22 protein-coding genes are annotated in these 19,176 nt (G+C 38.2%); 14 read left to right on the top strand and 8 right to left on the bottom strand.

Annotation, left to right across the window (positions count from 1 at the left end; translation table 11 throughout):
• Nucleotides 1-2: 2 nt before the first annotated feature.
• From atpC to DY109_RS08185, 14 genes are all read left to right on the top strand, one after another.
• Nucleotides 3-389 carry an ATP synthase F1 subunit epsilon gene (gene atpC, locus DY109_RS08120; protein ID WP_023947101.1) on the top strand — a complete coding sequence of 129 codons (387 nt, stop codon included), beginning with the start codon at nucleotides 3-5 and terminating at the stop codon, nucleotides 387-389.
• Nucleotides 390-947, top strand: coding sequence for a MotA/TolQ/ExbB proton channel family protein (locus DY109_RS08125; protein WP_023947099.1), 558 nt, complete (start codon nucleotides 390-392; stop codon nucleotides 945-947).
• Between the two features lie 17 nt (nucleotides 948-964).
• Nucleotides 965-1,363, top strand: coding sequence for an ExbD/TolR family protein (locus tag DY109_RS08130; protein ID WP_023947097.1), 399 nt, complete (start codon nucleotides 965-967; stop codon nucleotides 1,361-1,363).
• The gene (locus DY109_RS08135; RefSeq protein WP_023947095.1) at nucleotides 1,356-2,075 is read left to right on the top strand and encodes a TonB C-terminal domain-containing protein; all 720 of its coding nucleotides are present in this window, start codon (nucleotides 1,356-1,358) and stop codon (nucleotides 2,073-2,075) included. Before DY109_RS08130 ends, DY109_RS08135 begins: the two co-directional genes overlap by 8 nt.
• Nucleotides 2,072-3,325: a Tol-Pal system protein TolB gene (gene tolB / locus DY109_RS08140; protein WP_023947093.1), complete on the top strand. Its 1,254-nt coding sequence runs from the start codon at nucleotides 2,072-2,074 to the stop codon at nucleotides 3,323-3,325. The genes DY109_RS08135 and tolB overlap by 4 nt, the downstream gene beginning before the upstream one ends.
• Nucleotides 3,326-3,390: 65 nt before the next feature.
• Entirely contained in the window at nucleotides 3,391-3,912 is a 522-nt protein-coding gene (locus tag DY109_RS08145) for an OmpA family protein (protein ID WP_023947092.1), read from the top strand.
• Nucleotides 3,913-3,921: 9 nt separating this feature from the next.
• The gene (locus tag DY109_RS08150) at nucleotides 3,922-4,845 is read left to right on the top strand and encodes a hypothetical protein (RefSeq protein WP_023947090.1); all 924 of its coding nucleotides are present in this window, start codon (nucleotides 3,922-3,924) and stop codon (nucleotides 4,843-4,845) included.
• Nucleotides 4,842-5,411 carry an FKBP-type peptidyl-prolyl cis-trans isomerase gene (locus DY109_RS08155; RefSeq protein ID WP_023947088.1) on the top strand — a complete coding sequence of 190 codons (570 nt, stop codon included), beginning with the start codon at nucleotides 4,842-4,844 and terminating at the stop codon, nucleotides 5,409-5,411. The genes DY109_RS08150 and DY109_RS08155 overlap by 4 nt, the downstream gene beginning before the upstream one ends.
• Before the next feature lie 77 nt (nucleotides 5,412-5,488).
• Nucleotides 5,489-5,998 (top strand): LolA-like outer membrane lipoprotein chaperone, encoded by a 510-nt coding sequence (gene lolA / locus DY109_RS08160; protein WP_023947086.1) that lies wholly within the window; start codon nucleotides 5,489-5,491, stop codon nucleotides 5,996-5,998.
• 291 nt (nucleotides 5,999-6,289) lie between these two features.
• On the top strand, nucleotides 6,290-6,532 hold the full coding sequence (locus DY109_RS08165) for a hypothetical protein (RefSeq protein WP_023947080.1): 243 nt from the start codon (nucleotides 6,290-6,292) through the stop codon (nucleotides 6,530-6,532).
• Between the two features lie 108 nt (nucleotides 6,533-6,640).
• Nucleotides 6,641-7,216 (top strand): hypothetical protein, encoded by a 576-nt coding sequence (locus DY109_RS08170; RefSeq protein WP_147291178.1) that lies wholly within the window; start codon nucleotides 6,641-6,643, stop codon nucleotides 7,214-7,216.
• Nucleotides 7,217-7,230: 14 nt separating this feature from the next.
• Complete coding sequence (locus DY109_RS08175) at nucleotides 7,231-8,211, top strand: hypothetical protein (protein WP_023947075.1); 981 nt, start codon at nucleotides 7,231-7,233, stop codon at nucleotides 8,209-8,211.
• Nucleotides 8,204-8,686, top strand: coding sequence for a hypothetical protein (locus DY109_RS08180; protein ID WP_023947073.1), 483 nt, complete (start codon nucleotides 8,204-8,206; stop codon nucleotides 8,684-8,686). Before DY109_RS08175 ends, DY109_RS08180 begins: the two co-directional genes overlap by 8 nt.
• 293 nt (nucleotides 8,687-8,979) lie before the next feature.
• The gene (locus DY109_RS08185) at nucleotides 8,980-9,171 is read left to right on the top strand and encodes a hypothetical protein (protein ID WP_023947072.1); all 192 of its coding nucleotides are present in this window, start codon (nucleotides 8,980-8,982) and stop codon (nucleotides 9,169-9,171) included.
• Between the two features lie 432 nt (nucleotides 9,172-9,603).
• Here the strand turns inward: DY109_RS08185 and DY109_RS11170 are convergent, their stop codons facing one another.
• From DY109_RS11170 to DY109_RS08225, 8 genes are all read right to left on the bottom strand, one after another.
• Entirely contained in the window at nucleotides 9,604-9,852 is a 249-nt protein-coding gene (locus DY109_RS11170; protein ID WP_147291179.1) for a hypothetical protein, read from the bottom strand.
• Between the two features lie 112 nt (nucleotides 9,853-9,964).
• Nucleotides 9,965-12,439 carry an endonuclease MutS2 gene (locus DY109_RS12100; protein WP_051404617.1) on the bottom strand — a complete coding sequence of 825 codons (2,475 nt, stop codon included), beginning with the start codon at nucleotides 12,437-12,439 and terminating at the stop codon, nucleotides 9,965-9,967.
• Between the two features lie 3 nt (nucleotides 12,440-12,442).
• Nucleotides 12,443-13,717, bottom strand: coding sequence for an RNA polymerase factor sigma-54 (locus tag DY109_RS08200; RefSeq protein ID WP_034549360.1), 1,275 nt, complete (start codon nucleotides 13,715-13,717; stop codon nucleotides 12,443-12,445).
• Nucleotides 13,718-13,756: 39 nt separating this feature from the next.
• The gene (gene lptB / locus DY109_RS08205) at nucleotides 13,757-14,485 is read right to left on the bottom strand and encodes an LPS export ABC transporter ATP-binding protein (protein WP_023947060.1); all 729 of its coding nucleotides are present in this window, start codon (nucleotides 14,483-14,485) and stop codon (nucleotides 13,757-13,759) included.
• A gap of 83 nt (nucleotides 14,486-14,568) precedes the next feature.
• A complete protein-coding gene (gene tsaE, locus DY109_RS08210) occupies nucleotides 14,569-15,021 on the bottom strand; it encodes a tRNA (adenosine(37)-N6)-threonylcarbamoyltransferase complex ATPase subunit type 1 TsaE (RefSeq protein ID WP_158413016.1) in 453 nt (150 codons plus the stop codon).
• Nucleotides 15,014-17,023, bottom strand: a complete 2,010-nt coding sequence (locus DY109_RS08215; RefSeq protein ID WP_023947056.1) for a DNA polymerase III subunit gamma/tau — start codon at nucleotides 17,021-17,023, stop codon at nucleotides 15,014-15,016. The genes tsaE and DY109_RS08215 overlap by 8 nt, the downstream gene beginning before the upstream one ends.
• Before the next feature lie 64 nt (nucleotides 17,024-17,087).
• Complete coding sequence (gene prmC / locus DY109_RS08220) at nucleotides 17,088-17,945, bottom strand: peptide chain release factor N(5)-glutamine methyltransferase (protein WP_051404615.1); 858 nt, start codon at nucleotides 17,943-17,945, stop codon at nucleotides 17,088-17,090.
• On the bottom strand, nucleotides 17,929-19,122 hold the full coding sequence (locus DY109_RS08225; RefSeq protein WP_034549331.1) for a M48 family metallopeptidase: 1,194 nt from the start codon (nucleotides 19,120-19,122) through the stop codon (nucleotides 17,929-17,931). The genes prmC and DY109_RS08225 overlap by 17 nt, the downstream gene beginning before the upstream one ends.
• Nucleotides 19,123-19,176: the final 54 nt, after the last annotated feature.

Here is a 19,176-nt window from a genome sequence, read left to right on the forward strand (position 1 = left end):
GTATGGAAAAATTAGTTGCAAGCATCGTTACTCCGTATGGTGAAATTTTCTCTGGAGAGGTAGATTCTGTCACTCTACCCGGAGTTGAGGGAGAATTTGGCGTGCTGTATGGTCATGTCAATCTCTTATCACTTCTAAAAGCCGGCGTAATCGAACTTGATCACAATGGGCAAAAAGAACTCGTTGCTATTGATTGGGGATACGCAGAGATCGCTTCATCAAAAGTTGATATTATCATAAATGGAGCCGTATCAATTAGTGGTAAAGATGAGAATTCCATATCTAATGCCATATCTAATGCCAAAAAATTACTTGAAGAAGCTTCTGATGATAGAATCGCTATATCATCTGTCGTATCTAAAATAGAGCAAACAAAAAATAGATTCTAGATGAATATTATTATCGCATTTTTTACAGAATCTAATCTGATTACGATTTTTGCACTCGCTTGGCTTTCTGTATATTTTATTTTGACTTTTTGGATTTTTTTATACAAATACTTTAGTATCTCACACATGATAGAAAACGAGCAGGAATCTCTGAATGCAATACTAAACGATGAGCAAAAACTTCCTCGAGATGTTTTGTTTTTTAATCAAAATAACATCACGCCTTCAAATGGAATCCTCTGCATTTGGAAAAATAAACTACTCAAACAAGCCACAACAGGCTTGTCATTTTTGAGTATTATCGCTTCGACTTCTCCATTTATAGGTTTGTTTGGAACGGTGGTTGAGATTCTGCAAGCATTTGGACAGCTTGGCAATAATGGGCAAGTCTCTTTTGATATTATTGCTCCTGTTATCTCAAAAGCCCTTATCGCGACAGCTGCTGGAATCCTAACAGCAATTCCAGCATATACTTTTTTTATCGCCTTAAAAAGAAAAGCTTATGATTTAGGGGTTTATATTCAAATGCAAATGGATTATCTCTCTCCAAAACAATAACCTACGGAGCATAAATAATGGACGAAAATCTCTGGGACGATAAGCCCGAACTTAATATCACTCCATTAGTTGATATTATGCTTGTGCTACTAGCAATCCTTATGGTAACAGCGCCAACAATCCTCTACAAAGAAGACATCACTCTTCCAAAAGGAAGCAAAAGTGCGAAAAAAATTGGCGATAATATGCTAGAAATCCGAATGGATAAAAATAAAACAATCTATATCAAATCCCAAACTTATACTTACGCGTCTTTTCCTGATAGTATCAATATGATCGCTCAACAATACGACAAAAAAGAAACATCAGTATTTATCAGAGCCGACAAAAATCTCTCGTATGAAAATGTAATCTATGTCTTAAAAAGCTTAAAAGAAGCAGGTTTTACAAAAATCTCATTGGTGACAAATGGATAGGAACCAGCAAGCACTCATTATTAGTGGAATTGTCGCATTTTTGATTTATTTTCTTTTGCTTTTTGTTTTGCTTTCAAACAAAGCCCTTTTGTCCAAAACAAAATATATCCCAAAAACAAATACTTCACTAGACCATAGCATAGCAATTGATATTGGTAGCTTTCCAGATGAAGATGAGAGTTCAAAAAATGGAGGCACACCATTAGAAGGACTTGGAATCAAGGATATTTTTTCATCTATTCCTGATGATACGCAGTCTCAACAGCCACAAAACAGCGACAATAGAAGCATAAAAGCCAAAAACACCAAAAACAAAATCAATCAAGCCCAAATCAAAGCCCTGCAAGAAGAATTGCAACACATCAATTCTAATCTCAAAAATATCCAAAAACACACTATTGACATTTCTCCCACATCGTCTGTTTCGGAGCTTACAAAAGGCGAGTATGATGAATGGTTTGCAAAAATTTATGATATAATCTACAAAAATTGGAATATTGTTTTTTACCAAAATGCTCAAGTAAAGGTGCTACTACACATCAGCTCAAATGGTTTTTTTGACTATCAAATCATAGAAGCATCAAAATACGAAGATTTTAATCAAAATATTTTAGCACTTTTGGAATCCCTCAAAAAACAACCATTTCCACCATCTCCAAACCAAAAAGCAATAAACATAGAAGTAAATCTCATTAATGAAGGAATAAAATGAAAAAGTTATTTTTGTATATTTTCATCATCGGAAGTGTGTTTGCCGCAGATGCGACTCTTGATATTGTCAAAACCATTCAAAAAACGCCTCGCATTGAGGTTGGCTATGTAAATTCAGGAGATTATATAACCGCAAAGAGAATCTACAAAATTCTTATGGGTGATCTGAATGTCTCTGGTCATTTTGAGCCAATCGATGGTAGCATTTATAATAAAAATTCTGTTGATTTTGCACCCTATCAAGACAAAAAAATTGAGCTTGTCGCAATCATCCAAGTTACCAAAGACGGCGGTAAAATTAAAGCCTCGCTTTTGCTCTATGACATCAACTCATCAAAACTGCAAATCAACAAAACATATCAAATCACTGATATTGCACTCTATCCATTTGCTGCACACAAAATGGCTATTGATATTAATCAATACATCAATGCTCCAGCGATTGATTGGATGAATCGTTATCTTGTTTATTCAAAATACACAACCTCTGGTGCTGCTGATATAGTTTTAAGCGATTATACGCTCTCTTATAATCAAACTATCGTTACTGGTGGGTTAAATATTTTCCCCAAATGGGCAGATTCTGCGCAAAAAGAAATCTACTATACAAAATATCTCAAGCGTCCAACAATTATCAAATACAACATATATAGTGGCGCGACAGAAGCTATTGTTGAGAGTGATGGAATGGCAGCTGTCTCAGATGTGAGCCAAGATGGAAGCAAAGCTCTTATCACGCTTGCCCCAAAACAGCAAGCAGATATATATCTCTACCAAGTAAAAAGTAAGCAATTAACCCAACTTACGAAATATTCAGGCATAGATGTATCGGGGTATTTTATCAAAAACGAAACAGAAATGGTGTTTGTCTCAGACAGATCGGGCTATGCTAATATCTACTCCAAAAAGCTTGATATTGATGCGCCAGTTGAGCAAGTTGTCTATCATGGAAAAAATAACAATTCTGTCTCATCATTTGGAGATTATGTTGTGTATTCAAGCAGAGAGACAGATAATGAGTTTGGCGCAAATACTTTTAATATCTATCTTATTTCCACAAAAAGCGATTACATTAGGCGACTTACAGCTGTGGGCAATAATCAAATGCCAAGATTCTCAAAAGATGGCAGCAGTGTTATGTTTTTGAAGCACACTCCCGATCAGACAGCAATTGGTGTCATCAGACTTGATTATAATAAAAGCTATCTTTTTCCGCTTAATAAATCAAATATTCAATCATTTGACTGGTGATTGTTAAAAATCAAACAAAATTTGTGATATAATGAACCAAAATTACCAAAAATAAGGAGTTTGAAATGAAAAAAATAGCCGCGTTAGGTGCTTTTTTGGCACTTTTTTTACTTACTGGATGCCCAGAGAAGCAAGTCAATGTAGAGCAAGAAGGTGAAGGAGCAAACGCTCAAGTAGAAGTCAATCAACCAACAAGCACAACAGACGATGAGCCAGCACAAGTCCAATCTACACAGCAACAACCACAAGAAGATAGCCTTGTAGAGAGCATATATTTTGATTTTGACAAATTTAACATACGCGCTGATATGCAATCCTCAATCGATAAAGCTGCAGAAGAGATTAGCCAAGCAGGTAATGCGAAAGTCGTGATCGAAGGAAATACCGATGAATTTGGAACTGACGAATACAACTACGCACTCGGAACAAAACGTGCAATAGCCACAAGAGATGCTTTAGTCGTTAAGGGTATCAACAAAGGCAATGTAAGAGTTGTAAGCTTTGGCGAAAGCAAACCTATCTGCACAGCAAAAACAAAAGAATGCTACCAAAAAAACAGACGATCTGACATTAAGATAGTCAAATAACACCAAAAGATGACACATAATATATTTGCACTTAAATCCAAAATATTATTATGTGTTTTTATTTGTTTTGGTGCTCTCCACTCTGAACCTTCTGCTTTTGAGCTTCAAAGTGGAGCGACCAAAAAAGACCTCAAAAAACTTCAAGCGACCAATAAAAATCTCGAAAGCGCAGTGATTGATTACAATGCCAAAATAGAATCCTTAGAGCAATCCCAAGACGGCTTAAAAAGTATTGTTGATGGGCAGGCTTTGCGTATCAAATCCCTTATAGATTCTACAAATAGCCAAAGCACAACTATTCAGACATTGCAAGCCAAGCTTGAAAAGCAAAGCACACTGATTGAAACCCTGCAACAAAAGCTAGATTCTCATACGCAAACAATCGATCAACTAAATACCAAAATCAACGATCTGAACGCCCTAATAACCAAAATCAACGATAGTGTATTAACAAAGCTCAATGCCCTCGCGGACAATAAAAGCACCACAGATAGCAAAAAAGATAAATCCCAAAGCCCAAAATCTAGCTCTTCGCCTTCATTATCATCAATTAAAAATCCAGATAAAAAGAAAGAAGCCATAGATTTTGCAAGAAAAATGTATAGAGAAGGCAAGCTAAACGAATCAAAAGAAATCTACCAATGGCTTGCTGACAACGACTACAAAGCCGCTTCGAGTTTATATATGGTTGGCGAAATTTTATACCAGCAACAAAAATACACAGAAGCAATCGCTTCCTACAAAAAAAGCGCGTCTTTAGATGAAAAAGCTTCTTATATGCCTATTCTTTTATGGCATACTGCTTGGGCTTTCAGATATTCTAAAGACTTAATAAACTACAATAAATTCTTAGATTCTCTAATCTATCTTTATCCAGAAAGCGAACAAGGCAAAAAAGCCAAAGATCTAAAAAACAAGGAGATAAAAAAATGAGTCAAATAACAAAAAATCAAGTCGTATCCATAATTTACGAAGTCAAAGACGCTGACACTCAAGAGATTGTCGATAGCAATACACAAGGAAAACCTTTAGAATTCCTTGTCGGAGCTGGGCAAATCATTTCAGGATTAGAAAAATCTATCCTTGAATCCAAAAAAGGAGACAAGCTCAATGTCTCAATCCCGCCAGAAGAAGCATACGGAATCTACCAATCCGACTATCTACAAGAAGTCCCAAGAGATCAGTTTGAGGGCATTACTCTTGAAGCGGGTATGACTCTTTTTGGTCAAGCTGAAAATGGTCAAACCATTCAAGTTGTAGTCAAAGATTTTAACGAATCAAATGTGATTATTGATTACAATCACCCTCTTGCTGGCAAAACACTGCTTTTTGATGTCGAGATAACCGATGTCCGAGATGCGACGTCTGATGAGATTCTGCAAGGTGGCGTTGGCGGGGGCTGTGGCTGCGGAGGCTGTGGCTGTGCGGGAGAATCTGAAGAATCCAAAGATGCTTGCCATTCACACGATAACAATCACTCTTGCGGTTGCCATCATTAATGCTTTAGTCTAGCCTGCCCCGAAATGTGCGCCTAAATTGCATTGCAGTATAAATGATATAAATAATGGCATAAATGATGTATAAGATTTTAGTATTTATATTATCCATAAATCTTCTGTATGGATTTGGTGAAAACATCAAATCCATAGAAGCAGACTTCACCCAGCAAACCAAAAGTCAAGATAGCACTTTGACATACAAGGGGCATTTTTATGCCAAATCCAACTCCAAAGCCAAATGGATATACACTGCCCCAACACACAAAGAAATCTACATCAATGATACGCTAACAATCGTGTATGAGCCACTTTTGGAGCAAGCGACAATCGGCAAATCTCGCAACAATATAGACTTTTTGCATATCCTTCAGCAAGCCAAGCAAATCGATAAGCAAACATACAACACCACTTTTGAAAATACAACCTACACGCTCACAACAAAGGACAATCTCCCCTACACACTCGAATTTCACGATGAATTTGACAATCAAATCACCATTACTTTTTCTCATATCCAAATCAACCAAACAATGCAAGATGAGATTTTTACCTTTGTCCCGCCACCGCACATTGACATTATTCAGTAGATTCTGATTCTCGTTGTTTAGCCTCACAAACGCAAAATCTTATCATCATTACACGCAAAGTAATCCAAAATAAATCACAATCCAAATAACAAAAAACACAACCAACCAAAAAAACAGCAAAAATTAAAAAAAATATGTTTATTTCTGTATCATTTTAGTAAAGTTTAAGCTTACCAAAGAGTATAACTATTTTTTTAACTTTAATCAAAAGTATTCCATAGATTCTCGATCAAAATAAAGCAATCAAAGCTTTTTGGCTTGGGATTTATGGATATATGGTAAGGAGTAAAAATGAATACAAATAAAAAGTTTGTCTGCAAAAATTCTCATTATAATGCTTTAAAAGAGAATAATATCTCTATGGGGGGGGGGCTAAGAAAGCCTAATCATCGCGTTTTCAGACGGATTTTGGATTCCGCAGAATCCAATTTTTATTGTGTGGATTTGTATAATGCCAATCACAATGGCAGGGTGGATTCTGTAAAGAATCAAAGTTGCAATGACAACATTACGCGTCATTGCGAGCGAAGCTAAGCAATCCATAATACACAATCTATCACTTGTCATTCTGAAGCGAAAGCCAAAGATTCCATACATAAAATAATCAAGAAAAGAAATACAATAGAATCTGTGGATTCTAGATTGCCACGCAAAACTTTCGATTTTGCTCGCAATGACGATTTTTTACTGGATTCTAGTTTTTCTGGATTGCCACGACTTCTTGCGAAGTCTCGCAATGACGAGGTAAAAAATCACAAAAACACCAAATCAAAGCAATGCCTCAAATCTGTAATCTTTGCATTTTTTGGCTTGGCTTCGCCGGCAGTAGCGATTGACATCAGCAGTGGCAGATGTGGTGATGGAAGTATCAGCACTTTGGGTGACTGTATGATTATCTCAAGCCCGACAGATCTGATTGACATTAAAGGCAATAATAGCGGGATAAATCTTGATATATCCTCAAATGCCACAGGAGGACTCAAGGTAGAATCTAACGTAAGTCTTGGCACGCTCACTATCAATGGTAGTCTAAGCAATAGCGGGACATTTAGCCAGATAGCAGCCAATGCTGGCGGAAATGCAAGCATTTATCTTAATGGCAGGATTAATACCATTATCAATAATGGTGTGATAGGCGATGCAAGCAAGCTCACAGGGCAAGCTAGCGATTATGCGTATGCTATTTATATGACTAGCAATTCTTCAATTATTCGATAACCAACAATGGCTCTATGTATGGAGATATAGAAACTGCAAGCGGTGCAAATCAATTTAGCTTCACAAATAATGGCTCTATGACATTCAATTCCCTAGGCGCAATGCTCAAATCTGATTTGACTATCCTTACAAATAACGGAGAAATGAGAAAAGTAGCACAAGATGCTACTGGAAGCACCTCAATAGGGATTATTACCTTTGATCTTGCCAATCAATCATCACGAGGCTATCTTACTCATAATGCATATGCAAGAATCTATGGAATAATCAGAAATGGAAGTAGTGGATCAACACAAGGCATACTCACTATTAAAAACAAGGGATTTGTGGTTAATGATGGGAAATTCGCAGACTTGTCAAATAACAATAGCAGTAGCACTACTGGCACGCAAATCATCGTCAAAGAATGGCATGTTACACGAGATTTTGCTTTCACGGGCAAAAACATCACTTTTTTGCCCGGATCGATTAGAATCGATCCTGTGGTGGGGCTCATTAATGCGCTAGAGACTGGGTGTAGTAATCTTGCAACTAGCGACACTGGCTTAGAATGCCTCATCAAGCCCGGAGATAATGGCACTGGAACACAAAATAGTAATGTCGATGACAAAAACACCTTAGCAAATCTAATAGCAAATGGTAATCTCAAAGACTCTGTCTTTGGCGACATCATTGATAGTAGCTGGAATCTCACAGAGCGAGGACTTCGAAGTTTGTCAAATGACTTTGCTGATGCGTCAAAGACATTGCATCAGACTTTAAATACAAACTTCAATGTCAGGGCGTTTTTTATCGATAGTGTCTTGGCAAATGCAGCGATGAGTGGAGGCGGAATGCTTATCCATTCTAATACAGGAATCAAAAAAGTCCAATCACCAGTAGAATCTAGCACAAACAACACAAACAATAAAACCAACACAAAAAATCCTGCAAACAACAAAAAAGGCGCAAAAGGTGCGAGATTTGAGAGTGAAGGAGGCTTTGGCAGTGTCTGATGAAGCATTTGACTCTCATTATGCAGCATTGACTCAAGACTCCAATCTCGCGCAAGCGCAAAAGACAGAGAATTTTAGAGCTTCTGGGTTTTTCTTGCCTTATTACAACAAAAGCACAATCGCTATCACAGGCACAACACAAGCAAATGTCAATAGCGTAGGCTATATCAAAGGTGGCATTATGGGAGGGCATTTTTTTACACGAAGTGGGACTTATGGCGTGTATGCCGGATATGAGGCTTCAGACTTTGCTGTCGAGCACAATAGAGCACCTCTTGATTTAAATATCAACTCGTATTTCTTAGGAATAAAGTATTCGACACTTATCGCTAAGGCTGGAAATCATAGCTTTTTTATCAAAGCTGATGTAAGGGGGCTATTTAATAGAATCAATGGAAATATCAGCTATACTACCGACCTTATCACCGCCAAAGGCAAGCTGCGACAACTGCTTGGACTTATACCGCAGAGCTAGGGATAGGCGATAGCTGGGCTATCACTCAAAAAACTCTGCTTACGCCTACATTATCATTTGGGTATCTAGGAAGCTATACAGAAGGATTTGATCTGGCATTAAATAGAACTGATAGCTATGGGGCAGGACGAAAGCTTATCGATGCGACAAATGATACAACGATTAATAACTTCTTTACAATGCAATTTAGCGCGAAGTTTTATCAAGGGCTATTTAAGAAATTAGGATTTGTAACGTAAGCTGGAGGGAAATATATCTTTAATCCAAAGACAACTTCATCTGGGGTTGTAGAGTTGTTTGGAAATAGTGCTTTTTCACAAACTTCTACAAGATCGTATTTTATACAAGATCTGTATGGCTACGCGCAAGCTGGGCTTATGCTCAATGTAGAGAAAAATATCAATGTGAGCTTGAACTATAATGGACTTTTTGCAAGCACGATAGAATCTCATACTGCGTATATGCAATTTGACTGGTTGTTTTAGGGCTGTTTGGGGGAAGTTGCTAGTTTTGAAACCATATCGTCAATCCACATTGTCATTCTGAAGGAGTGCAAAGCACGACTGAAGAATCCAGCAAATAAGTCGTCATTGCGAGCCGATTTATCGGCGTGGCAATCCATTTTGTCGGTATTGTCATTGCGAAGCCCTTTAGGGCTGTGGCAATCCACTTTTTGATTTTTAGATTCTGGATTCATATCAAATCAAGGAGGTGCAAAAGCAAAAATACAAAAAAGCAAGAAAATAAAATGAGGGCTTACTACATAGGGGGGACAGAGGCTTACGCAACAAGGGGAAGTTGAAAAGCCAAAAAGAAAGAAAGAAATAAAGAAAAAAAGAAGTCTAACAAAAAAGTCTGTAACAAGTCTCAATGCGATAATGTGATACATTGAGACTTAAAAATCATTAGGAAAAATGTCATTCTAGGGCTTTGCAAAAGCAAAAGAATTTAGAAAATTTTGTCATTGCGAGCGTGGCAAAATAAAAAGTCGCAATGACAACATTACGCGTCATTGCGAACAAAGTGAAGTAATCCATAATATACAATCTATCATTTGTCATTCTGAAGGAGTGCAAAGCACGACTGAAGAATCCATACATAAAACAATCAAGAAAAGAAATACGATAGATTCTATGGATTGCCACGCAAGGATAAACCTTGCTCACAATGACGATTCACTTTTTGGATTCTTTGCTTAAGTAATGACAAAATAAAAAGTCGCATCTGCAAATATAAAGCTTGGATTATAACGCTCACTTAAAAATAGCGATAAGCAACTCACAATCGCACGATTTTTGCGCCCATACCGCCCATATTTATCGGCGCGTCATCAAAATGTATGACTTTTGGGTGTGATTTGAGAAAATCACTCACGACTTTAGAAAGCCTGCCTGTGCCGATCCCATGGCAAATCAGCACCTCATCAAACCCCGCCATAAGACAATCAGACAAAAACTTATCAAGCCTCTCTAATGCCTCCTCTGCGCGCAATCCATGCAAATCCAAACTCACATGAGCATTTTTGACTTTTGGGTAAGTTATGTGCGCCATAAATCGCCCGCTACTGCCCCCGCGAGAATCCCCACGAGAATCCACAATAGAATCTATGTGAGAATCTATAATAGCTCCCCCGCCAAACTTCTTTGATTTTCGCCATATAGAATCTTTGGAATCTTTAATCAATTTGCTAGATTCTAAGCTTGCTTTGTTTTTGCTATGTAACTCATTATCAAGCCCGCCATTATCAAGCTTTCTATTATCAAGCCCGCTATTATCAAATCTATCAAGCCCGCTATGATTCCCATTGCAAAGTTGCAATACATTTTTATTGACTTTGAGCCGCATTCCAGAATCTAGCTCCACTAAACAATTATGCGCATTCACACTCACAATCACGCCTCTTTGCACGTTGTATTTGACCATATCGCCTATCCCTAGCTCTTTTGTCTGCTCTTTTGGGGCAAAAGATTCTGAAGATTTTAGCGTCGAGAGAATCTTATTTGCATTATTCATATTGCGATGTATTTGATTGATTGTTTTTGCCTGCGTTTTGAGTGAGGAGAGCGCGTCTTGATATGTTTGCTCTAAATGATGTGATTTTTGCTGGTATTTTGCTTTTAGCTCCTGCCCCAAATGCGCGTATTCAAGCTTTTTGCGCTCGTATTGCTTGATTGTCTCTTCAAGCTCTTTGTGCTTGTTTTTGAGCTGTATTTCTAGCTGTGCGGATCGCTCTATAAGGTGATTGAGTCGCTCTTTGTCCTCGCCATAATGCTCCATTGCACGCGCAATGATAGATTTTGGAATCCCATATCGTTTCGCTGTTTCAAACGCATAGCTTTTGCCTATGCTTCCATGCATAAATTCAAAAGTCGGCTTGGCTTGTTGGACATCATAAATCGCCGCGCTCATCTGCACTCTAGAATCGCTTGCCATAAGTGAGGCTAGCCTTTTGTGGTGGGTTGTGATGATGACTTTGGCATTGTTGTTTAATAAACTCTCCAAAAGTGCCTTATACAAGCTTGCTGCTTCATCTGCATCAGTGCCAAGCTCAATCTCATCAACCCCTAGCAATAAATCTTTAACCCCGAGAATCTGGCTAAATTCTAGCATTCTGCCTGCAAAAGTGCTTATGTCGTTTTTGGTGCTTTGCGGATCATTGATAATGGCTCTGATATGCTTAAAATGCGGAATCTGGCTTTTGTGGGGATTGATTTTCATCGGTAGGAGATATTTTGCCAAAAACACACTTGATAAAATCGATTTTAAAAGCATAGTTTTACCGCCTGCATTCACGCCGGTGATAAGCAAAAGCTGCTGTGTGAAGTCAATATAAATTGGCTTTGGACGCTCCAAAATGGGGTGTGAGAATCCATGCAAAATGATGTTTTGTGTGTTTTTGGTAGGCAATACAAATTCTAAATCAAACTGCTTTGCAAACGCCACCCTCGCCTGCAATGAGTCAAAATAATCAAATTCTTTATTGATAAATTGCAAAAACAATATATGCTTACGCAAAATCTCGCTTAACTCTGCGCAGATTTTATACATTTGGCTTGAGTGCTCATCTTCTAAGTCTTTTTGCTTTTGGTAGAGGTTTTGGATATTTTGCGGAAGGAGATAAAAAAATCCACTTTGTGATCGCATAAGCACAGAACCTTTAATTACGCGCGTATAGCCGGCTTTAAGCAAAAGCGTTTGGGTGTTGTTTATCAGGTGGATTTGCTTATCGACCAAAAATTCCTGCAATCCTGACAAGCTCAAAAGATTGGCAAGCTCGCTTTGGATTTGCTTTGTAGTGTGAGAAATTGCGCGATTAAGATTATCAAGCTCTTTGTATATGCCCTCTTTGAAGTTTTTGTCATCATCAAAAATATCAATAAGACTTAGCAAGGATTCTGGAATGAGGATTTTTTCTAGCATTTGGTGAAGTGTCGGTTGAGAAATAATGTGCTGGTGTTTTTTGAGTCGGTGAAAATACCCAACAATTTGCAAAAAATAATAAATATCCTCTTTGTGAAGTGTGCCAAATTTTTTGAGATGCAGAATCTGTGTGTCAAGATGTGGTATTTTTGGCATTGGCGGAATCTGGATTACTTCAAGCTCATCGATGATTTTTTTGTGTGCGAGATAATTCCCCTGAATCAAAAAGTCCTTTTTGCGCGCAAAAAAAGTATAAAACTTCTCAATCCATTCCTCCAAATCCAAAAGCTTTAACAGGGTTTGATGAGATGATGGGGCAGAATCTAACATCATGCTTTAGCCATGTATTTCATAAAGTTTTTTGCGCTCGCTTGAGCTTGCGATATTAAGCTGTTTGCGGTATTTGGTGATTGTGCGGCGCACGATTTTGAGCTCAAATTTTTCTTCGATCATTTTTTGGATTTTGAGATCGCTTAGGGGTTTTTTGTGGCTTTCGTTTTTGATGATTTCACTTAAAAAATCCTTCAAAGACGCATTACTGACATCGCCTTCAATCGCGGTTGTAAAAAAGCTCTTAAGCGAAAAAATCCCTCTTTGGCATTCAAGGTATTTGTTTGAGATCGCGCGCGAAATGGTGCTTGGGGCATATCCTAGCTCTTGGGCGATGTCTTTGAGCTTCATAGGCTTTATCTCTCCTCCACGAAAAAAATCATATTGATAATCAATAATCATAAGCCCGACCTTTTTTATCGTGGCTTTACGCATTTCAAGCGCATCGACAAGATCGCGCGCTTCTTTGGTTTTTGACTTGATGTAGTTTTCTGTGTCTTTACCCTCATTACAAAGCTCCATAGATTCTATCTCAATGATTGGGTAATACTCATCATTTGTGTGCACGATGAGATTCCCCTCCTCTTCTGCAATCAAAATATCTGGAATCTTAAAAATCTCTTCTACTTCAAATTCAAGCGCGGGCGGGTTTTTGAAATTTTTGATGATTTTCATCGCTTTTTGGTAATGCTTATGCTTTCTAAATTGTAAATGATTGTGAAAATTTTGGATAATTTGCTCGCACAAATCATACACTTCATCATCTATGTTTTCAATCGCACTAAGCTGAAAAGAAAAAGATTCTGTGATGTCTTTTGCGCCAACGCCTCTTGGCTCTAGGAAGCAAAATCTCTGTCGGATTTTTTCGTATTCTTCATAGCTTACATTTATGCACTCTGCGCACTCTTTGCAATCCTCCTTAAAATAGCCATCTGTATCAATGCCTTGAATAATATCAAGCGCGATTTCTTGGCTTAGCTGTGTAGGAAAAAGTGGTGGGGTGATTTGTCGCTCTAGATTCTGATATAAACTCTCAGAATCTAATGTGAGTTGCTCGATTTTATCGCTGATAGAGTTTTTTGAAGAGTTAAATCTACCAAAGCTTGAGCTGAAGTTATTTTGCATAGGAAGCTTGATATTTAAAAGCGGATTCTCATTGACATATTGCTTAAGAATATCCTCAACCTCAAACAAATCTCCTTGCAGAATCGGAAGCCAGCTTTTAAGCGTGGTTGAGAGCTTGCCTTTGACATTTTGCCGCAATCGCCCGCCTGCGCCCATTCCTCCTCTTGCTCCTGCTGCTTGCGCCACAATCCACCCTTAAACTTTAAAGTTCTCACCCAAATAATATTTTTTGACAAGTGTATTATTGTAGATTTCCTCAGCATTTCCGCTTGCCAAAAGTGAGCCGGATTTAATCACATACGCCCTATCGCACACAGAGAGCATTTCGCGCACATTATGATCAGTGATTAGCACGCCGATATTCATAGAGCTAAGCTTTTGGATAATTTTTTGAATATCAATCACAGCGATTGGATCAACGCCAGCAAATGGCTCATCAAGCAAAATAAACTTCGGCTCCTTAACTAGCGCGCGCGCGATCTCAACCCTTCTGCGCTCACCGCCACTTAGGCTTAGCCCTTTGCGCTTACGAATAGGCTCGATATTAAAAGTCTCAAGCATTTGCTCGATTTTGCGTTGTGCTGCTTTTTGAGATTTGAAAGTCGCTTCAGCTGCCAAGAAAAGATTATCCTCCACGCTCAAATCCTTAAAAATGCTTGACTCTTGCGGAAGATACCCGATACCCATATTTGAACGTTTATGCAAAGGAAATTGAGACAAATCCACAGAATCTAAAAACGTCCCACCCCCTGTTGGCTTCAAAAGCCCACAAATCATATAAAAAGTCGTCGTTTTGCCAGCACCATTTGGACCCAAAAGCCCAACTACTTCTCCACTTTGTATCTCTAAAGAAATATCATTGACAATTTTTGTTTTTTTGATATGTTTGGCTAAATGCTTTGCTTCAAGCTTATGAAGTCCCAAAATTTTCCTTTATCATAAATATGTATCACAATGTAAAATTAAAATTTAATTCTACAAAATAATTGATTGGTTTTGTTTTAAACTTATTCCAAAATTTTATAAATTCTGCCATTATCTGCTGGAATAATCTCAATATAAGTGCTTTTCATATGAAAATATTTAAGCATATTCCACAAATCCTCTCCGCCCCACTCTACAAAGTGAATCCCGCCTTGACTAAGCCACTCCAAAAGCCCAAGCTCCAAAACCTCTGCGAGTGTATGATTATACAAATCATAATGATGAATACAGCCATAATGATGCGCAATACTAAAAGTTGGCGAGGTTACTTCCTCATTGATATTTATAAAACAAGCAAACCCCTTGACAAAAGTTGTTTTGCCACTGCCAACTTCTCCATTAAGCAAAAAAATGCTATTTTGCTTTGGCTTGATAGCCTCAAACACTTCATGCAAATGCGCTATATCAGCAAAAATTTGCTTTGTATGTGGCGTGTTGGTGGTAATGTCTGCTTGTTTCATTTTTGTTTTATTCATTTTTGGACTCGACATACATTTTTGTTACCCCAAAATCTCTTTTCATCTGCTCTACAAGCTCTTTATTATCATCTAAAAATATTTCTATATGAGATTTTTCTTGTGCTGCTTGCTTTGTTTGGGGTTGCTCTGCTGTATTGCGCGTGCTTTCTGTTTGTGGATTTTCTTGTGTGTTTTCTTGTATATTTTCTACTTGTGTGGGGTTTTCTTGTGGGTTTTGCGAGATTGGATTTTGAGAAATTGGCGCATAAGAATCTATACTACTAGAATCTACACTTTTGAAATCCGTATCCTTGAAATCCGCGAAATCCGCATTCTTGGATTCTTTAGATTCTAAGGGAGAGTTGTTGTTTTGTAGTATCGCTTGATGTGTGAAGTCTTGTGGTGTTTGCTTATCTTGGTTGGAATTTTGTGTGTTTTGTTGTGTGGCTTGCAAGCTTTGCGTAGAGGCTACTTTTTGGATCTTAATTTTTGGACTAGATTCTAAGCTTTCTTGTGCGCTCGCGCTATTTTGTGTTCTATTTTGCGCGCCAAAGATGTGCTGCACAAATTCTTGAATGACTTTTCCAGATTTTGCAAGCGTGATTTTATCCTCATCATTTGGGTGAGAATCCCAATACAGCACATTATCTTTAAATCCTACAAACTCCACACTCCGCTCAAACGCTTCGCCAACTTCTAATGATCGATCAAAAATAAGTCGCTTAAGCTCCACAAAATACGGATAATATGTATCAAAATCTAAATCCATATTGCTTTGAGTAGATTCTAGTGTGGATTTTGATGATGTTTGGGGCTGTGGTGTAGAGGGTGTTAAGTTTGTGTTTGATTCAGGCAAATGCGCGGGCTGGTTTGTGGGCTGTGCGGGCTGGTTTGTAGCTGAAATTACAGGCTGATTCTTTACTTGAGATTCAAAAGACGTAGGCTTTATAGCCTCGCTTGATAGGCTAGATTCTATTTTTTTTATTGCCTCATCAATGTCTTTAAGCTTTAAGGCTTCTTTCATCTTGAGACTTGTTAGCAAAAGCACAAATCCGCTATCTGCGCTAAATTTTGAAAGCGTTTTGGATTGGGTTAGGATTCTTAAAAATCTATCAACAAGCAAAGTCGGAAAGTCTGGATTCTGCGCAAAAACCGCATCTTTGAGAAAAAGTAGCATCTCATCAAGAATCATCTCACACTCATAATCACCAAAAATTTGTAGATTTTGCATTACGCCCTCTTCATCATTATGCAAAATAGACAAAAAGAAATCCTGCAGAATCTTTGGATCAACAACCCCTAACATTTTGGTTATTTGCTCGGTGGTGAGGAATTTATTACAATAATTAATCGCTTGATCTGTAAGTGTGAGCGTATCGCGCAAGCTCCCACCACCTGCGCGCGTAAGCACATCAAGCGCACTATCTTCGTATTTGACTTCTTCTTTGTCTAGGATTTTTTTGAGATGAGCAATGATGCTTTTTTGCGGAATCTTTTTGAATCTAAAATGCTGTGTCCGACTCAAAATCGTTACAGGCACTTTGAGTGGATCGGTTGTAGCAAGGATAAATTTCACATATTCTGGCGGCTCTTCCAAAGTCTTTAAAAGCGCGTTAAACGCCTCGCGAGAGAGCATATGCACCTCATCGATGATAAAGATTTTGAATCGTCCCATAGCTGGCGCGTATTTGGTCTGCTCAATCAAATCTCTAATATTATCAATCCCGCGATTTGAAGCTCCGTCCATTTCGATAATGTCGATATTTCTTCCCTCAAGTGCGGCTTTGCAGTTTCCGCATTCCCCACAAGGTGTAGAAGTCGGTCCTTTTTCGCATTCCAAAGCGCGGGCAAAAATGCGCGCAGAGCTTGTTTTGCCACTTCCTCTCAATCCACTAAACAAATACGCATGAACGATACGATTTTTATCTAATGCTTGAGAGAGGGTTTGAGAAATCGCTTCTTGTCCGACAAGATCTTCGAAATTTTTTGGACGATATTTGAGTGCAAGTGCCAATGCCATTTTATACCTTAGGAATGAGAATGTATTGTGGGCGTATTATACATATAAATGACTTGAAATAAGATTAGAGATTATATCTTGCTACAAATCCCCTGTCATTTTGCGCTAAATCCCTATAAAACTCCGCCTTGTATCCAGAATCTAAAAGCACAGAATTAAGCCGTTCTTTTTGGTCGTAGCCCATTTCGCAAGCAAGAAATGCTATCTTTTTGCGCGCGCATAAAGCGATGATGTCTTCTAGGATTTCACTTCCACACTCTCCACCAAAAAGTGCGCAATGTGGCTCAAATAACACATTTGGCTGAAGTGGATACGCAAGGCTAATGTAGGGTGGATTAGAAAACACAAGCTCAAAATCTTGCGTAATATCATCAAGCAATGAGGTGGATTTGAGGGTGATTTGATCTTCAAAATGAAAGTTTGTGATGTTATGCTTGGCGATATGTAAGGCTTCTTGGCTTATATCTGTGGCGATGATGTGGAGATTGGGGCAGGCTTTGGCGATACTAATTGAAAGTGCTGCGCTTCCTACGCCTATTTCTGCGATTTGGGTTAGGTGATGTGTCTGGACTAACTCAATGACTTTTTTAACTAGAATCTCACTTTCTGGGCGCGGGATTAGCACCCCAAAATCTACAAAAAATTCATATTCAAAAAAGCTTGCGCTTTTTGTAAGGTATTCGATAGGAATCTGACTTAATCGCTGCTCTATAAGCTCAAAAAATAAAGCTTGACATTTGGAAGTAAGAGGGGTATCAAAATGCGTGTGTAGCCATACACGAGATTGGCAAAGCACAAATCCAAGCAAAATCTCAGCCTCAAGTCTATATCGCTCAATGCCATGATCTTTTAACATCAAACTTCCACAATCAATGGCTTGCTTGATGTTTAAAATGTGCGCTGTATTAGTCTTTGAGGGCATAGAGTCGATCAAGTAATGGCGGGTGTGTGTAATGGAAAAAAATGTAGATTTTATGAGCGTATGGAAAGGTTTTGTTTTCATTGACTAAGCGGATAAGTGCTTCTTTGAGGCAGTGTGGGTTTGTCAAAGATGCGCCATAAGAATCCGCCCTGTATTCAGCTTTGCGACTAAAGTAGCCGATGATTGGCATAACCCAAAACGACACAATAGGCGCAATAAGCAAAAGCACAATCAAAGTTGTCGCGTCATTTTTTTCTATACGCAAAAGCGAAAAAATAGATTCTGGTAAATGCCCGGCGATAAAAAATAGCACAAATAATAACACGCCCATAATACTGAGATTAACCAAAATATCTTTATGCTTAAAATGCCCCAACTCATGTCCCAAAATAGCAAGCAGTCCTTCTGTGCTGACTTTTTCTAAAAGTGTATCAAACAAAACAACGCGCTTTGAGCTTCCAAGCCCTCCAAAATACGCATTAAGTCGCCCATCTCGCCTGCTTGCGTCCATCACAAATACGCCTTTTGCATGAAAGCCTGCTTTTTGCATAAGGTCTTGGATTTTGGTTTTGAGATTCTCATCATTAAGTGGAGTGAAGGTATTAAATATCGGGGCGATAAGCGTTGGATAAAACATATTTAAAAGTATCAATACCATAAACACAAAGCCAAATCCAGCCAACCACCAATGCGTATAAGACATCACACTTACAAGTATCCACAAAATAACAAACCCAAAAAATAACATTAGCACAAAGCCTTTGAGCGTATCAAGGACAAAAAGCTTTGGAGTTATGGTTGAAAACCCAAATCTTTTATCCAAAACAAGCTGCTGATATGCTTTAAGCGGAAGCGAAAGCACTGAATTCACCGCAACAAAGCTCAACACAAACGCTATGGATTCTAAATGCGCAGGATAGAATCCAAAATATTCTTGCAAAATATAAAACCCAAACAGCACCCAGCACGCAAAAATAACCGCGTCAAAAAGACTATGAATGATAGAGAGTCGTAGTGTTGAGAGTGAATATTTGGCTGAAGTGATATAATCTTTTGGTGGCAAAATAACAGCGGTTTTTTGGGAGTAGATTCTGATATGTCGTATTTGTAGCCAGTCAATTAATATACTCGGAAATGTAAATATCAAAAGATACAAAGCAACAAAAAACATCGTCATTTCCTTACGATCAAAAATTTCCAAGTATTCTAAACAAAAAATATAAATCTAAAC

It is taken from the genome of Helicobacter fennelliae (genome assembly GCF_900451005.1).
In the GTDB taxonomy this organism is placed as follows: Bacteria; Campylobacterota; Campylobacteria; order Campylobacterales; family Helicobacteraceae; genus Helicobacter_B; species Helicobacter_B fennelliae.

Bases quoted from the DNA above. Each gene is read 5' to 3' on its own strand.
- DY109_RS08175 (WP_023947075.1), top strand. From the start codon at position 7,231: ATGTATGGAGATATAGAAACTGCAAGCGGTGCAAATCAATTTAGCTTC.
- DY109_RS08200 (WP_034549360.1), bottom strand. From the start codon at position 13,717: ATGGGCGCAGGCGGGCGATTGCGGCAAAATGTCAAAGGCAAGCTCTCA.
- DY109_RS08135 (WP_023947095.1), top strand. From the start codon at position 1,356: ATGGATAGGAACCAGCAAGCACTCATTATTAGTGGAATTGTCGCATTT.
- DY109_RS08145 (WP_023947092.1), top strand. From the start codon at position 3,391: ATGAAAAAAATAGCCGCGTTAGGTGCTTTTTTGGCACTTTTTTTACTT.
- DY109_RS08225 (WP_034549331.1), bottom strand. From the start codon at position 19,122: ATGACGATGTTTTTTGTTGCTTTGTATCTTTTGATATTTACATTTCCG.
- DY109_RS08155 (WP_023947088.1), top strand. From the start codon at position 4,842: ATGAGTCAAATAACAAAAAATCAAGTCGTATCCATAATTTACGAAGTC.
- tsaE (WP_158413016.1), bottom strand. From the start codon at position 15,021: ATGAATAAAACAAAAATGAAACAAGCAGACATTACCACCAACACGCCA.
- prmC (WP_051404615.1), bottom strand. From the start codon at position 17,945: ATGCCCTCAAAGACTAATACAGCGCACATTTTAAACATCAAGCAAGCC.
- DY109_RS12100 (WP_051404617.1), bottom strand. From the start codon at position 12,439: ATGATGTTAGATTCTGCCCCATCATCTCATCAAACCCTGTTAAAGCTT.
- DY109_RS08130 (WP_023947097.1), top strand. From the start codon at position 965: ATGGACGAAAATCTCTGGGACGATAAGCCCGAACTTAATATCACTCCA.
- tolB (WP_023947093.1), top strand. From the start codon at position 2,072: ATGAAAAAGTTATTTTTGTATATTTTCATCATCGGAAGTGTGTTTGCC.
- lolA (WP_023947086.1), top strand. From the start codon at position 5,489: ATGTATAAGATTTTAGTATTTATATTATCCATAAATCTTCTGTATGGA.
- DY109_RS08150 (WP_023947090.1), top strand. From the start codon at position 3,922: ATGACACATAATATATTTGCACTTAAATCCAAAATATTATTATGTGTT.
- DY109_RS08125 (WP_023947099.1), top strand. From the start codon at position 390: ATGAATATTATTATCGCATTTTTTACAGAATCTAATCTGATTACGATT.
- DY109_RS08215 (WP_023947056.1), bottom strand. From the start codon at position 17,023: ATGGCATTGGCACTTGCACTCAAATATCGTCCAAAAAATTTCGAAGAT.
- DY109_RS08165 (WP_023947080.1), top strand. From the start codon at position 6,290: ATGAATACAAATAAAAAGTTTGTCTGCAAAAATTCTCATTATAATGCT.
- atpC (WP_023947101.1), top strand. From the start codon at position 3: ATGGAAAAATTAGTTGCAAGCATCGTTACTCCGTATGGTGAAATTTTC.